Here is a 14,968-nt window from a genome sequence, read left to right as displayed (position 1 = left end):
GCTGCGCGCTGGCAACTCGACGATGCTAGCAGCACCGGGCGGGGTCCGCGAAATCTTCGTCCCCCGGGCGCGTCAGTACCCGCGCGCCGGATCGGCGAGCCCCACGAATCCGCCACCACCGAGGAACGCCGTGACGTTCTCCGCGACGCGTTCGCGGAGCAGCGGCCGCACCATGTCGGGCGTATCGGCCGAGTGCGGCGTCACGATCGAACGCGCGTGCGAGTACAGCGGGTGGCCGTCCGGGAGCGGCTGCGGATCCGTCACGTCGATGCCGGCACCGTAGATTGCCCCCGCGTCGAGTGCCGCGACGAGCGCATCCGTGTCGACGAGCGGGCCACGCCCGATGTTCACGAGCACCGCGGTCTCGGGCATCGCAGCGAACTGCGCCGCACCGATGAGCCCGCGGGTCTCGGCCGTCGCAGCCGCCGCGAGCACGACCACATCGGCCGTCGCGAGCACCTCGTCGAGCCGGTCGTCCTGTACCGTCCGATCCGCCGACGCGACGGGCTCGGCGCTGTGGCGCACGATCGTCGTCCGGCAACCGAACGGTCGGAGCAGCTCGATGAGCTCGAGCGCGATCCCGCCCGCGCCGACGATGACGACCTCGGCGCCGTACAGCGTGATGCCCGCCTTCGGCCCCCAGCTCGTCGCCCGCGCCCGGTCGGGCAGGCTCCGCAGCGTGGCGAGGGTGAGCGCGAGCGCGTGCTCCGCCACGGGCTGCGCGTACGCGCCCTTCGCCGACGTGAACACGACGCCACGCTCCGCGAACGGCACGAGCGACGCCGCGAAGGTGTCGATCCCGGCGAACGGCAACTGCACCCACGACACCGCGGGGTTCGCCTTGAGCGCGGCGAGCAGGCCGTCCACGTCGTCGTTGTCGAGGCAGACGATGCCGCGCGTCCGGTCGCCGAGTGGGACGACCTCGCCCCCGGCGCCCGTCACTGCGTCCGCGAACGCCTCGCGTTCGGTGTCCGGGATGATCGAGATGCCACCTGGCTCGGGCCGCCGCTCGGGCGGCAACACGACGGGCGCACTCGCGAGGCGCGGCCGCAGCGGCGGCCGATCCTGCTGCTCGGTCATGGTCAGTCCTCCCCCTGTTTCGTGAACCGCGCGAACTCGGGACGCTGCTCGACGAGCTTCTCCTCCGCGAGCTCCGCCGCCTCCGCCTGCACCGTCGCGGCGTCGAAGTCGCCGAACAGGCCGTCCGCGACGCGGTCCACGGCGAGCAGCGCGTCGCGCTCGACGAGCCCCGGGAGCGGCGCACGCGCGAAGTCCCGCGCCTCACGCATGCGCAGGAGGTACGGGTGATCCGGCTTCGCGAGGACGTCGTCGATGCGGCCACGGGCGATGACGAAGCCCCGGTCGAGCACGAGGATGTCCTCGGTGAGTCGCTGCACCGTCGCGAGGTCGTGGCTCAGGATGACCATCGTGCACTGTCGCGCCGCGTTGATGCGCTCGAGCAGCGTGAACAGCGCGGGGCGCGCGATGATGTCGACGCCCTGCGCGGGCTCGTCGACGATGAGCACCTTCGGCTCGACGATGAGCGCCTGCGCGAGCGCGACACGCTGCCGCTGACCCCGTGAGAGCTCGAACGGGAACTTGTTGAGCATGCCGAGCTCGAGGTCGACCGCGTCGATGAGCATGGCCGCCGCGCGGCCGAGGCGACGCCGCTCGAAGCTGCGGTCGCGCGAGAGGATCGGCTCGGCGATGTTCTCGCCCACCGTGAGGTCGTTGCGCAGGCCGTCACCGGACTCCTGCGCGAGATAGCCGATATCGAGCGTCAGGCGCCGTCGGTCCGCGCGGGACGGATACCGCAGATCGAGCCCGGCCGCGTGCAGCGAGCCGCCCGAGATGAACGGCCACGAGTCGCGCCCCTCGTCGCCCCGGCCCGAGAGCACGCGTCCGAGCGCGGTCTTGCCCGAACCCGCCGTGCCCACGACACCGAGGATCCCGCCGTGTTCGACCGTGAACGTCGCGCCCGAGAGCGCCTCGTGCGGTCGCCCGGCCGCGCGCTCGATGTAGGCGATCGACAGGTCCTCGGCGACGATCGTCGGCTGCTCCACGGTGTCCACGCCCCTTCTCCGACCGCACTCCGGCGCGCGCAGAACGCGCCACGGTCGCCGAACAAGCCTAAAGGCTTCGCGAACGGTCTGGCGCGGACCCTCTCCCCGCGATCGAAGCAGGCACGTGCCCGACGTTCGGACCGGGGGCACCTCCGCCCAATGGCGACATGGCGGCATCGAGCAACGCACTCAGCGACCGCTCCCCCGCGCTGCGAGCCCAGTACGTCATGGACGTGTGAATCGCCCCGACCATCGCCGCGATGATCGCGTCGGCGCGCGGATCGGCATCGTCACGGACGTCCACACCGATCCGACGCGCCACCTCCAGACGGAGCAGTTCGATCCACTCTCCGAGCTTGTCGTGCTCACGGGCGCCCACTACGGGAAGATCCGCGGCGAGTCGCGCGAGTTCGAACGCGCGCGGTTGCGTGGCGTAGGCGTCCACCAGCGGATCGAGCGCACGCCTGAGGGAATCCCAGATCGGTTCGCCGTCGGGCCGCTCCGCGAGCGCATCCGCCACACGCTCACCGAATCGTGTCGCATTGCTCGCGACCAACGCGGCCTTCCCCGGGAAGAGGCGGAAGAACGTACTACGAGAGATCCCGGCCTCGTCGCAGATCGTGTCGATCGTCGTCTCGTCGTAGCCGTTGTCGACGAACAGACCGATCGCGACATCGATGACGTGCGCGCGCACGGCCATTCGCGCGATCTCCCGTGGACCCCTCGACGAGCGCAACATGATGAACTCACGATAGCAAGTTTGGAACTGAGTGTCATACTGGACATGCAGTTTCAGTCGAGCTGATCGCACCGCGATGCTCTGCGCCGCGGGGCGGCGCAGAGAACGAAGACAGCACAGGGGAACGGACCACCATGAGCCATGACGAGCACACCCCCGGGAAGACGATCGTCATCACGGGATCCAGTGACGGGATCGGACGAGCCGCAGCCAGGGATCTCGCCGCGCGCGGCCACCACGTCGTGATCGTCGGCCGGTCGCCCGAGAAGACCGCTGCCGTCGCCCGCGAACTCGACTGCCCGTCATACCTCACCGACTTCGCGCGGCTCGACTCCGTCCGCGAGCTCGCTGGGCGACTCGGCACCGATCTTCCGCGGATCGACGTCCTCGTCAACAACGCCGGCGGCGTGTTCGGACCCGGACGCGACGTGACGGTCGACGGGCATGAGAAGACGTTCCAGGTCGACTACCTCGCACCGTTCCTGTTGACCGGAATGCTCCTCGACCAACTCGTGGCGGACCGGGCGACCGTGATCAACACCTCCAGTGTCGCGAACCGCCTCTTCGGTCATGTCGACCTCGACGACCTCGAATCCTCACGCGGACCGTTCGACGCCCGCAGGGCCTACGGCACCGCGAAACTCGAACAGATCCTGTTCACCCGCGAACTCCATCGCCGCTACCGAGCACACGGACTCGCGTCCGCCGCATTCCATCCGGGCATCATCGGCAGCAATTTCGCGTCCGCGCCCGGGTCCGCGCTCGGTCGGATATACCAGAATCCACTCGCCAAACGCCTTCTCGGCTCACCGGAGTCCGGCGCCCGGACCCTCGTGTGGCTTGCCGAGAACTGCCCGTCACCGGCGTGCCCCTCGGGGGGATACTTCGCCCGGCGCCGGACGGCCCGGCCCGCCGGGCAGGCGCTCGATGCCGCCATGGCACGTGAGCTCTGGGAACGATCGGTGCGCCTGAGCGGACTCGACCACGTGCTCCCGAAACGGCACGATACCGATGCGACGGCCCGCACGGACGGAGCGGACGCGTGAACGTCCTCGTCATCGGCGCCAACGGCGCCACGGGCAGCCGAATCGTCCGACGCGCACTGGATGCGGGGCACGACGTCACGGCGATGGTGCGTCGGGCGGACGCCGTCACCGATCCCCGGGCGACCCGCGTGGTCGCCGATCCGCTCGTCGCGCGCGAGCTCGCCGAGCACGCACGGGAGTGCGATGCCGTCATCAGCGCCCTCGGAGTCCGCTCGCTCGGCGCAGCGACGCTCGCCCGACGGAGCGCCGAGGCGCTCGTCGCGGCGCACGAGCTCGGCACCCCGTCCCGCACCATCATCGTCTCGGCCCTCGGTGTCGGAGAGTCTGCCGACATCGTCTCCCCGTTCGCCCGCCTGCTGTATCGCACGGCGATGCGGAACGTGTTCGCCGACAAGGCGGCCGCAGAGGTGCTCGTGCGCGCGAGCTCGCTCGACTGGACCCTCGTCTACCCCGGAACCCTGCGCAACCGACCACTGCGCGCCTACACGGCCACCGACCTCGACGCGCTCTCGAACGTGCCCGGCATGCCCGTGTCCACACGGGACAGCGTCGCGGACTTCGTGGTCCGGGCCGCCGCCGACGGCGGCTGGTCGCGTCGAACCGTGGTCCTCCGGGACGAGTGATCGGTACGACGGAGGCACGAGGTGACGCCTCAGTCGTCCCGCAGCCTGCGTTTCAACTGCTCGAGTTCCACGAGCTGCGCCTGCAGGTGCGCGAACCGCTCGGGCTCCGCCTTCGGGTCGGTGCGCTGCAACGCACCGAGCGCCTCGGCCTTACGGCGCAGCAGATCGCGTTCGACGAGCGAGGCACTGATCGCACGCGCGTAGGCCGAGAGCTGCTCCTCGGTCGGCCCGGCCGGCAGCGGCGCCATCGCGAGTTCGTTCACGAGCGAGCGGAACTGCGCGGGCACCTCGTCGGCGAGCTCGATGAGCCACCGCGGCTGCCCGAGCGATGTCCTCGTCGCGAGGATGCCGTCGCGGACCGTCGCGAGCGTCGCGTTCGTGAAGTCGGTCGCGAGCACACGGTCGAGCGCGGCCGCGTCGAGAGCACCCGGCACCTGCAGCACGGCCATGAGCGTGTCGCGTTCGAGGCGCGTGACGGGGTCGTTCCCGAGATCGCTCAGACGCACGCTCGCCATCGCGCCGCCGAAGCCGCCGCCACCCCCGAACCCGTCCTCGGCGGGATCGGGCGGTAGGCCCTCCTCGGGGTCCGGCGGCGGATCACCCTGCCACCCGCCGGCCGGCGACGACGTGCGCATCGAGTGCGCGGGCGTGCGCTGTGGGGCGCGCTGTGCGCCACCCCGGCCGGCCTGTTGCACGGCCCGCTCGACCATCGGCAGGTCCATCCCGAGCCACCGCGCGAGCTGCCGCGCATAGCCGGGCCGCACCGACGGATCGCGGATCCCCGCGACGACGGGCGCCGACTGACGCAGGGCGGCCACGCGCCCCTCGACGGTGTCGAGGTCGTGGTCGCGCAACTGCCGCTTGATGACGAACTCGTACATGGGCACGGCATCGTCGACGAGTTCCCGCACCGCGGCGTCCCCGCGATGCAGGCGCAGATCGCACGGGTCGAGTCCGTCCCGCCCGACCGCCACATACGTCTGCGCGACGAAGCGCTTCTCCTCGGCGAACGCCTTCATCGCGGCCTTCTGCCCGGCCTCGTCCGGATCGAACGTGAAGACCACCCGGCCCTTGCCCGACTCGTCGTCGAGGATGCGACGCAGCACCTTGATGTGGTCGACACCGAACGCCGTGCCACACGTCGCGACGGCCGTCGTCACGCCCGCGAGGTGCGCGGCCATGACGTCCGTGTAGCCCTCGACGACGACGACGCTGCGCTCGCGCGCGATCTCGCGCTTCGCGAGGTCCAGCCCGTAGAGCACCTGCTGCTTGTGGTAGACGGGCGTCTCGGGCGTGTTGAGGTACTTCGGGCCCTGGTCGTCGTCGAAGAGCTTGCGGGCACCGAACCCGAGCGTCTGGCCCGCCGTGTCGCGGATCGGCCACACGACGCGGCCGCGGAACCGGTCGTAACTCGACCCGCGATCGTTCGTCGACACGAGGCCTGCGTCCTGCATCTCCTGCTTCGTGAAGCCCGCGGCGCGCAGGTGCGAACTCAGCGCGTCCCAGCTCTTCGGGGCGTAACCGACGCCGAAGTGCGCAGCCGCCTCGGGATCGAATCCGCGACCGCCGAGGAACTCGCGCCCCGGTGCCGCGTCGGCGTCGCCGAGCTGGGCGACGAAGAAGTGGTGCGCCGCCGTGTTGGCCTGCAGCAGCCGCAGCCGACGCGAGTGGTCGGGCGCCTGCCCGCCGTCCTCGTACGTGAGCGTGTAGCCGATCCGGGCCGCGAGGCGCTCGACGGCGTCCGCGAACGAGACGTGGTCGATCTTCTGCAGGAACGAGTAGACATCGCCCGACTCGCCGCACCCGAAGCAGTGGAACAGGCCGAGCGCGGGCCGCACGTTGAACGACGGTGTGCGCTCGTCGTGGAACGGGCACAGGCCCTTCATCGAGCCGACGCCACCCGAGCGGAGCGTCACGTAGTCGCCCACGACGTCGGCGATGTTCGTCCGCGACCGCACCTCGTCGATGTCGGATTTGCGGATGAGGGCCATGCAGGGATCCTAATCGTCGGGACGGACCGCGGCGGCCCCGCGCCACCGGTGTCCGCTGTCAGCGAGGCATGGTGTGGCGCCGCCGGTCTCCGCCGTCATGACCGCGCGGCCGCTGGGACGATCCCGCGCGTCGAGCACGCCCGCCGGTCATTGTGGGGAACGAACGATCGGACCGCCCGGCGTGAGGAGCCGGGCGGTCCGATCGGGCGGGGCGGGAGGGTTCAGGCCAACGCCGCAAGCGCCGCGTCGTAGTCGGGCTCCTCGCCGATCTCGGGCGAGATGTGGGCGTAGCGCACGGCGCCGTCGGTGTCGACGATCACGACCGCGCGGGCGAGGAGGCCCGCGAGGGGGCCGTCCAGTTGCGTGAGCCCGTAGGCGTCCCCGAAGTCCGAGCGGAACGCCGAGGCGAGCACGACGTTCTCGATGCCCTCGGCGCCGCAGAAGCGCGACTGCGCGAACGGCAGGTCCTTCGACACACACACGACGGTCGTGTTGCCGAGCCCGGCGGCGAGCTCGTTGAAGCGCCGCACCGACGCGGCGCACACGCCCGTGCCGACGGAGGGGAACACGTTGAGGACCACGCGTCGCCCCGCGAAGTCCGCGAGGCGGACGGGCGCGAGGTCGATGCCGACGAGGTCGAAGTCCGGCGCCTTCGCGCCGACGGCGGGCAGTTCACCCGAGGTCGTGACCGGGGTGCCCCGGAATGCAGTCTGAGCCATGCCCCAATGATGGCAGCTCGGCCCACGCGGCGGGCCGGGCGAGTTCCGGTCGGTTCTCGGGGTTCCGGGTGCCCCGGAACCCCGAGAACCGCCCGGAATCCCGCGCTCGGGTCACGCCGTGATCGGGTCGGTTCGCGTCAGTCGGGCGTGCCAGGCGACGGCCGACTGGTCGGTGAGGGACGCGACCTGGTCGACGACGACGCGGCGCCGCGCCGCATCGTCGACCGCCGCCACGAAATCGGCCGCGAAGCCCGCGTCGAGACTCACCGGCGCATCCGCCCAGAGGGCGTCCGCGAGCTCCGTGAGCAGCGCACGCTGGCGCTCGTAGACGGGGCGCCGCGCGTCGAGCGACATCACGAACCCCGCGACGATGCCCTTGAGCATCGCGATCTCGGCGCGCACCCACTCCGGCACGACGACCTGACCGCGATAGCGGATGAGCGATTCGAGCGGGTAGGCCTCCCACGTCGCCTCGGTGGCCGCGCGCGCGAACCGTCCGATGAGCTGCGACGTGAGGTTCTTGAGCCCGGCCTGTGCAATGCGGGATCCGTCGTAGTCGTGCACCCAGAACGGCGCCGACAGCAGTCGCTCGAACGCCTCGTCGAGCGCCCCGCGCGACACCGAGCCGCCCGCCCAGTCGGCGGCCGTGAACAGGATCGCCTCGCGGTTCGCCGGCGCCTCCAGTTCGGGGAGCACGACGTAGCCCGACACGACCGCGTCCTCGAGGTCGTGCACCGAGTACGCGATGTCGTCGCACAGGTCCATGACCTGCGCCTCGATGCACGTCCGATCGCCCGGCGCCTCGGCGCGCAACCACTCGAACACGGGCAGGTCGTCGTCGTAGACGCCGAACTTGCGCGTCCCGCGTTCGACCCCGTGGAGCCTCGTCCACGGGTACTTCGTCGAGGCATCGAGGCTCGCCCGCGTCAGGTTGAGGCCGAACGGCCGACCCGCCGCGTCGAACACCTTCGGTTCGAGCCGGGTCACGAGCCGCAGCGTCTGCGCGTTGCCCTCGAACCCGCCGATTTCGAGGGCCCACTCGTTGAGTGCGCGTTCACCGTTGTGGCCGAACGGCGGATGCCCGAGGTCGTGCGCGAGACACGCGGTGTCGACGATGTCGGGGTCGAGTTCGAGCGTCGAGGCGATCTCGCGACCGACCTGCGCGACCTCGAGCGAATGCGTGAGCCGGTTGCGCGCGAAGTCGAGTCCCGCCGTCGGCGAGAGGACCTGCGTCTTCGCCGCGAGCCGGCGCAGCGCGCTCGAGTGCAGGAGCCGGGCCCGGTCGCGGGCGAAGCTCGACCGGCGCCGGTTCTCGTGGTGCTCGGGAAGGAACCGCTCACGGTCGAAGTCGTCGTACGGGCTCCGGTCCAGGGGCGGTGGCTTGGGGCCGGGCATCATCCGCCCGAGGTGTCGAGTTCGGCGGCCGAGATGTTCGCGCGCTGCTCGTCGTTCAGCTCGTGGCTCTCGAGCCAGCGGTCGGGCAGTGCGGGCCGCTTCGGGGTGCCCGCACGGCCGCGCTGCCCCTCGGCGTCCGCACCGGGGTACGGCGCATCGGCGTCCAGGGTCGCGAGCAGCTCGTCGATCTGCGCGAGCGAGTCGACGAGCGCGAGGGCCGCGCGGAACTCACCGCCGACGGGATAGCCCTTGAAGTACCAGGCGACGTGCTTGCGGATGTCGCGGCACGCGCGCCCCTCGTCCTCGAAGAACTCGGCGAGCAGCGCCGCGTGGCGACGGATCGCGTCGCCGACCTCGCCGAGGGTGGGACGGAAGCGATGCGTCTCTCCCCGGAAGGCCGCCTCGAGGTCGCCGAACAGCCACGGCCGGCCGAGGCAGCCGCGGCCGACGACGACGCCGTCACAGCCCGTCTCGCGCATCATGCGCACGCCGTCCTCGCCCGACCAGATGTCGCCGTTTCCGAGCACGGGCACCGAGGTGACGGTCTGCTTGAGCGTCGCGATCGCGTCCCAGTTCGCCTCGCCCGAGTAGAACTGCGAGGCCGTGCGACCGTGCAGTGCCATCGCCGCGACGCCCGCCTGCTCGGCGATGCGGCCCGCCTCGAGATACGTGTGGTGCTCGGGATCGATGCCCATGCGCATCTTGATCGTGAGGGGGATGTCGCCCGCCGCACGGACCGCGTTCTCGACGATCTGCCGGAACAGGTTCGTCTTCCAGGGCAGCGCCGCTCCCCCACCCTTGCGCGTGACCTTGGGCACGGGGCAGCCGAAGTTGAGGTCGATGTGGTCGGCGCGGTTCTCGGCGACGAGCATCGTGACGGCCTCGCGCACCGTCACCGGGTCGACGCCGTAGAGCTGGATGGAGCGGAGGTCCTCGGACTCGTGGTGCTCGATGAGCCGCATCGTCACGGCGTTGCGCTCGACGAGCGCTCGCGAGGTGATCATCTCCGAGACGTAGAGCCCACCGCCGTACTCGCGGCAGAGACGACGGAAGGCGGCGTTCGTGATGCCCGCCATGGGCGCGAGGACGACGGGCACGTCGAGGACGTGCGGGCCGATGCGCAGTGGCTCGGCCCGGTCGGTCGCGGAGGGCGGTGGGGTGGTGAGGGAGACGGTCATGACCCGTCCATCATCCCAGGTTCGGCGGAAGACCGCGTCAGGACGCCCGGCATCGGTGCGCGCTCCCGGCGAACCGCGCCGACGGGCGATCCCCCATTGACGTCCACTACTGCAGCTCATAGAGTAATTACTCTATCACATGGAGTAGACGGGAGACGCGATGATCAGCAGTGATCTGGTTCGGGCCTCACTCGAACTCGTCATCCTGAGTGTCGTGGCCGAGGGGCCGTCGTACGGCTACGCCATCGCGAAACAGATCGAGGCGAGCTCCGACGGGGCCTACCCACTCAAGGAGACGACCCTCTACGCGGCGATCCGCCGACTCGAGCAGCGCGGCGACCTGCTCGCCTCCCCAGGCCTCGAATCCGCCGGCCGCCCACGCACCTACTACGAACTCACCGACGCCGGACGGGCCCTCTTGGCCGAACGGCAGACCGAGTGGCGGTCCTTCGTCACGACCGTCACGAACATCACCCGATCGAAGGGGACCGAATCATGAGCGACGTCATCCGCACCTACATCTCAGGCCTGTTCACCGATCTTCCGCAGACACCGGAGGTCGAGCGCGCCCGCACCGAACTGCTGCAGATGAGCGAGGACAAGTACCAGCAGCTGCGGGCCGACGGTTCGAGCGACGCCGAGGCGACCGGGCGGGTCATCACGGAGTTCGGCAATCTCGACGAACTCGCCGACGACCTCGGCATCCGCGATGCCGTCGGTGGCGAGGAGACCGCACCGCTCGCACTGACGGAACAGGAGATCGACACGATCCTCGAACGCTCGCTCCGCGGCGCGCGACTCGTGGCCGCGGGTGTCGGGATCATCATCCTCGGCGTCGCCCTCCTCGTCGCGCTCGTCGACCGAGGCCCCGTCCCGTTCGTGATCGGCATGGTCGGCATGCTCGTCGCCATCGCCTCGGGCGTCGGCTCGATCATCTTCGGCGCCTCGATGCGACGCGGACTCGAACGCATCGGCTCGGCCGACGCGCGCGTCCCGGCCGAGATCCTCCCCAAGCTCCGGCCCGCGCTCGAACGCGCCGAACAGCGTCGGACGATCGGCATCGTCGCCGGTGTCGCCCTCATCATCCTCGGCGTCGCCTTCCCCATCGTCGTGCCGCTCCTCGCGCCGGAGCGATGGGTACTGCTCGGGGCGAGCGCCCTGCTCGTGTGCACCGCGATCGGCGTGTACGCGATCGTCAGCAGCACGATGCGCCACGGCGCCTACGAGACCCTCACCACCCCCTGGCGCACCCACCTCGACCAGGCCCAGGAGGACGAGTCCTGGTCCGGGCCCGGCGGTACCGTCGCGGCCGTCTACTGGCCGGTCGCCGTCCTCGTGTTCCTCAGCTGGAGCTTCATCTGGGACGCGTGGGACCGGTCCTGGATCGTGTGGCCCATCGCGGGCGTCGCGTTCCCGGTCGTCGTGCTCATCACCCGGCAGATCACGCTCGCCCGCGGGACGAGCGACACGACGAGCGGTCGCACAGGGCGCTCCTGACCGGCCGCCCCGAGCGGACGTCTTCCCGGACGTGAACGACAGGTAGAGCGAGAGCGGCCCCAGCCAGAGCACGACCGCCGCCGCGAGGCCGAGCACGATGCACACGCATCCGAACGCTCGCCCCGCGCCCGATCACCGCCGCGAGTACGCCCACCCCGGCGGCGATCAACGCGACGACGATCGGATCGATCAGCAGCGTCTTCACGAGCGACACGGCTGCCGGGAAGATCCACGGGATCGCAGCTGAGATCGATGCGTGCGCGACCGCTGCATAGAGCAGGATGAGCAGCGACGCACCGATGCCGAGGATGCTGAGGTCGATGGGGACGCACCCCGAACGGGAACGCTGTGGCGGACCGGGCCGGGGCGGCGCGCCGTTCCCGAACCTCGGTCGGGTGGCGGCGCCGGGCCTCCTGGCCCGCCGGGCACACCGGGGCCGCCGGGCACTCCCAGGCCGCCGGGCCAGTTCCCTCGTGGAACGCCACCGCAGCCTTCGAATCGCGGATCAGTGTTCGGCAGCGGTCACCGCCACGCCGGGTACCTCTCCGCGCGCAACCGCACGCATCACTCCGCGTGACCGTCCCTACCGCCACGGCCTCCACCCAGCGGCGGATCGACACGTGCACGACGGTCCCCGGCGACACGTGCCCCCGCACTCGGTCGAGTGCGGGGGCACGTGTCCCGGCTGCCGGCCGATCAGCGGCCGAGACGCTCCGCGAGGTAGTCCGCGACGCGATCGAGTGCGACGCGCTCCTGCGCCATCGTGTCGCGCTCGCGCACCGTGACGGCCTGGTCGTCGAGCGTGTCGAAGTCGACCGTGACGCAGAACGGCGTCCCGATCTCGTCCTGTCGCCGGTACCGCTTGCCGATCGCCTGGGTCTCGTCGAGCTCGATGTTCCAGCGTCGACGCAGCTCGGACGCGAGGTCGTGCGCGACGGGCGACAGCCGCTCGTTACGGCTGAGCGGCAGCACGGCCGCCTTGACGGGTGCGAGGCGCGGATCGAGCGCGAGCACCGTGCGCGTGTCCACGCCACCCTTCGTGTTCGGCGCCTCGTCCTCACGGTACGCGTCGACGAGGAACGCCATCATCGAGCGCGTGAGCCCGAAGCTCGGCTCGATCACGTAGGGCGTGTACCGCTCGTTCGTGGACGGATCGAGGTAGCTCAGGTCGACACCCGACGCCCTCGCGTGCGACGCCAGGTCGAAGTCGGTGCGGTTCGCGACCCCCATGAGCTCGCCCCACTCCGAACCACTGAACCCGAAGCGGTACTCGAAGTCGATCGTGCCCGCCGAGTAGTGCGCGCGTTCGTCCTCGGGCACATCGAAGCGACGCATGTTCGCGGGGTCGATCCCGAGGTCGACGAACCAGTTCCAGCAGTCCTCGACCCAGCGGTCGAACCACGTCGCCGCATCGGCGGGCGGCGTGAAGAACTCGATCTCCATCTGCTCGAACTCGCGCGTGCGGAAGATGAAGTTGCCGGGCGTGATCTCGTTGCGGAACGCCTTCCCGATCTGCCCGATGCCGAACGGTGGCTTCTTCCGCGACGTCTGCAGGACGTTCTTGAAGTTCACGAAGATCCCCTGGGCGGTCTCCGGGCGCATGAAGTGCAGCCCGGCCTCGCTGTCCACGGGCCCGAGATACGTCTTCATGAGGCCCGAGAACAGCTGCGGCTCCGTCCACTCGCCGCGCGTGCCGCAGTCCGGGCACACGACCTCGGCCATGCTCTCGGGCGCACGGCCCTTCTTCGCCTCGAACGCCTCGACGAGATGGTCCTCACGGTGCCGCTTGTGGCAGTGCAGGCACTCGACGAGCGGATCGGTGAACGTCGCGACGTGCCCCGAGGCCTCCCACACGGCCTTCGGCAGGATGATCGACGAGTCGAGGCCCACCATGTCCTCGCGGCCGCGGACGAACGTCTGCCACCACTCGCGCTTGATGTTCTCCTTCAGCTCGGTACCGAGCGGGCCGTAGTCCCACGCCGAGCGCGATCCGCCGTAGATCTCGCCGGCCTGGAACACGAAGCCCCGTCGCTTCGCGAGGGCGATGACCTGATCGAGCGTGGACTGTGCCATGTGGCGTGACTCCTGACGTGCGGGTGTCCGGGAAAAGGCGGTTCCCGGGGACCAACGGCCAAGTCTAGGCGGTCGGCGCGTCGACGGCGCCGCCGAAGCGCCGGTCCCGGTTCGCGTAGCGCGTGATCGCGTCCCACAGGTCGACACGGGTGAAGTCGGGCCACAGACGGTCGAGGAACACCATCTCTGCGTACGCCGACTGCCACAGCAGGAAGTTGCTCGTGCGCTGCTCCCCCGACGAGCGCACGAAGAGGTCGACGTCGGGGAGGTCCGGGAGGTAGAGGTGCCGCGCGATCGTCTTCTCGGTCACGCGATCGGCCCGGAGGCGTCCCGCGGCGACCTCCGCCGCGATCTCCCGGACCGCGTCGGCGATCTCGACCCGGCCGCCGTAGTTGACGCACATCGTGAGCGTCATGCGCGTGTTCCGCGCCGTCTGTCGCTCGGCGATCTTCAGATCGTCGACGACCGACTTCCAGAGCCGCGGCTCGCGCCCCGCCCAGCGGATGCGCACGCCCCACGCGTCGAGCTGATCGCGCTGCCGGTGCAGTACCTCCCGGTTGAAGCCCATGAGGAAGCGCACCTCGTCGGGCGAGCGGCGCCAGTTCTCGGTCGAGAAGGCGTAGACGCTCAGGTGCTTGACGCCGATCTGCAGGGCCCCCGCGACGACGTCGAGGAGCGCCGCCTCACCGGCCCGGTGCCCCTCCGTTCGCGGCAGGCCGCGCCGGTTCGCCCAGCGACCGTTGCCGTCCATCACGACCGCCACGTGATCCGGCACCGCCGCCGCGGGCAGTTCGGGCGGCGTGAGCCCCGTCCAGTCGATCGGACGGAAACCGTCGGCACCGTCACTCATGCACTCGTCTCCTTCGGGGTCCCACTGCGCGCCTCGATCCGCTCGCGGTCGATGAGCCGCAACGAGCGCAGGCTGCGTTCGAGATGGTACTGCGCGTAGGCCGCGACGACACCCGACGCGCGATCGCGCACGGTACCCGGCGCCGCATCGACGACCTCCCACTCGCCCGCGAGCAGGGCGGCGAGGTGGTTCATCACCTCGGGCGAGACGGTCATCGTGCCCGACGGCGCACACGAGCGACACACGGCACCGCCGAGCGCCATCGAGACGCGCGTGTGCGGGCCTGGTTCGCCACAGCGCGCGCACGCGTCGAAGCTCGGCGCCCACCCGGCGATCGCGAGCGAACGCAGCAGATATGAGTCGAGCACGAGGCGGGGATCGTGATCACCACGAGACACGGCCCGGAGCGCGCCGATGCAGAGGATGTACAGCGAGCGCTGCACATCCGCCTCGGCGATGCGCTCCGCCGCCTCGACGATCGCCGACGCCGCGGTGTAGGCGTCGTAGTCGCCGACGATCTCGGCGCCGTACGACGCGAGCGTCACGGCCTGCGTGACGGTGTCGAGGTTGCGCCCGGCGAACAACTGCAGATCGGCGACCATGAACGGTTCGAGCCGCGCGCCGAACTTCGACGACGTCCGCCGCACGCCCTTCACGACCGCGCGCACGCGACCGTGCTCCTTCGTGAGGAGCGTCACGATGCGATCGGCCTCCCCCAGACGCTGGGTGCGGAGGACGACACCCTCGTCTCGATACACGGGCACCCCTCCAGTATCCCCCCGCTGTGGCACCAT

The 14,968-nt window shown here is 70.5% G+C and carries 14 protein-coding genes; 4 read left to right on the top strand and 10 right to left on the bottom strand.

Features of this window, described 5'->3' with window-relative positions; all coding sequences use genetic code 11:
• Positions 1–72: 72 nt before the first annotated feature.
• From HNR16_RS05395 to HNR16_RS05385, 3 genes are read right to left on the bottom strand one after another with little or no spacing between them, the layout of a single operon-like run.
• Positions 73–1,080 carry a D-isomer specific 2-hydroxyacid dehydrogenase family protein gene (locus tag HNR16_RS05395; protein ID WP_158040412.1) on the bottom strand — a complete coding sequence of 336 codons (1,008 nt, stop codon included), beginning with the start codon at positions 1,078–1,080 and terminating at the stop codon, positions 73–75.
• Positions 1,081–1,082: 2 nt separating this feature from the next.
• Positions 1,083–2,072 carry an ATP-binding cassette domain-containing protein gene (locus HNR16_RS05390; RefSeq protein WP_179558117.1) on the bottom strand — a complete coding sequence of 330 codons (990 nt, stop codon included), beginning with the start codon at positions 2,070–2,072 and terminating at the stop codon, positions 1,083–1,085.
• Positions 2,073–2,130: 58 nt separating this feature from the next.
• Positions 2,131–2,874: a TetR family transcriptional regulator gene (locus HNR16_RS05385; protein ID WP_179558116.1), complete on the bottom strand. Its 744-nt coding sequence runs from the start codon at positions 2,872–2,874 to the stop codon at positions 2,131–2,133.
• 62 nt (positions 2,875–2,936) lie between these two features.
• On the opposite strand from HNR16_RS05385, the gene HNR16_RS05380 reads away from it, so the two are divergent.
• Together HNR16_RS05380 and HNR16_RS05375 are read left to right on the top strand one after the other, a co-directional pair.
• On the top strand, positions 2,937–3,848 hold the full coding sequence (locus HNR16_RS05380; protein ID WP_158040415.1) for an SDR family NAD(P)-dependent oxidoreductase: 912 nt from the start codon (positions 2,937–2,939) through the stop codon (positions 3,846–3,848).
• On the top strand, positions 3,845–4,471 hold the full coding sequence (locus HNR16_RS05375; RefSeq protein WP_179558115.1) for an NAD(P)-dependent oxidoreductase: 627 nt from the start codon (positions 3,845–3,847) through the stop codon (positions 4,469–4,471). The genes HNR16_RS05380 and HNR16_RS05375 overlap by 4 nt, the downstream gene beginning before the upstream one ends.
• A gap of 29 nt (positions 4,472–4,500) precedes the next feature.
• Here the strand turns inward: HNR16_RS05375 and dnaG are convergent, their stop codons facing one another.
• The 4 genes from dnaG to dusB all read right to left on the bottom strand — a co-directional run bounded on the left by dnaG (position 4,501) and on the right by dusB (position 9,754).
• On the bottom strand, positions 4,501–6,462 hold the full coding sequence (dnaG, locus tag HNR16_RS05370; RefSeq protein ID WP_158040417.1) for a DNA primase: 1,962 nt from the start codon (positions 6,460–6,462) through the stop codon (positions 4,501–4,503).
• A gap of 221 nt (positions 6,463–6,683) precedes the next feature.
• Complete coding sequence (gene tpx / locus HNR16_RS05365) at positions 6,684–7,181, bottom strand: thiol peroxidase (RefSeq protein ID WP_179558114.1); 498 nt, start codon at positions 7,179–7,181, stop codon at positions 6,684–6,686.
• Between the two features lie 111 nt (positions 7,182–7,292).
• On the bottom strand, positions 7,293–8,579 hold the full coding sequence (locus tag HNR16_RS05360) for a deoxyguanosinetriphosphate triphosphohydrolase (RefSeq protein ID WP_244960546.1): 1,287 nt from the start codon (positions 8,577–8,579) through the stop codon (positions 7,293–7,295).
• Positions 8,576–9,754: a tRNA dihydrouridine synthase DusB gene (gene dusB, locus HNR16_RS05355; RefSeq protein ID WP_158040419.1), complete on the bottom strand. Its 1,179-nt coding sequence runs from the start codon at positions 9,752–9,754 to the stop codon at positions 8,576–8,578. The genes HNR16_RS05360 and dusB overlap by 4 nt, the downstream gene beginning before the upstream one ends.
• Before the next feature lie 160 nt (positions 9,755–9,914).
• Between dusB and HNR16_RS05350 the strand changes: the two genes are divergently transcribed.
• Both HNR16_RS05350 and HNR16_RS05345 read left to right on the top strand, forming a co-directional pair.
• Positions 9,915–10,253, top strand: coding sequence for a PadR family transcriptional regulator (locus tag HNR16_RS05350; protein WP_158040420.1), 339 nt, complete (start codon positions 9,915–9,917; stop codon positions 10,251–10,253).
• On the top strand, positions 10,250–11,251 hold the full coding sequence (locus tag HNR16_RS05345) for a permease prefix domain 1-containing protein (RefSeq protein WP_158040421.1): 1,002 nt from the start codon (positions 10,250–10,252) through the stop codon (positions 11,249–11,251). The genes HNR16_RS05350 and HNR16_RS05345 overlap by 4 nt, the downstream gene beginning before the upstream one ends.
• A 696-nt stretch (positions 11,252–11,947) precedes the next feature.
• Here the strand turns inward: HNR16_RS05345 and HNR16_RS05340 are convergent.
• From HNR16_RS05340 to recO, 3 genes are all read right to left on the bottom strand, one after another.
• Complete coding sequence (locus HNR16_RS05340) at positions 11,948–13,324, bottom strand: glycine--tRNA ligase (protein WP_158040422.1); 1,377 nt, start codon at positions 13,322–13,324, stop codon at positions 11,948–11,950.
• A gap of 64 nt (positions 13,325–13,388) precedes the next feature.
• Positions 13,389–14,174: an isoprenyl transferase gene (locus HNR16_RS05335; RefSeq protein ID WP_158040423.1), complete on the bottom strand. Its 786-nt coding sequence runs from the start codon at positions 14,172–14,174 to the stop codon at positions 13,389–13,391.
• Entirely contained in the window at positions 14,171–14,938 is a 768-nt protein-coding gene (gene recO, locus HNR16_RS05330) for a DNA repair protein RecO (RefSeq protein WP_158040424.1), read from the bottom strand. Before recO ends, HNR16_RS05335 begins: the two co-directional genes overlap by 4 nt.
• Between the last annotated feature and the right edge of the window lie 30 nt (positions 14,939–14,968).

It is taken from the genome of Pseudoclavibacter chungangensis (assembly GCF_013410545.1).
Lineage (GTDB): Bacteria > Actinomycetota > Actinomycetes > Actinomycetales > Microbacteriaceae > Pseudoclavibacter > Pseudoclavibacter chungangensis.
Note: the sequence above shows the minus strand (reverse complement) of the source record. Positions and strands in the feature narration are given on the sequence as shown.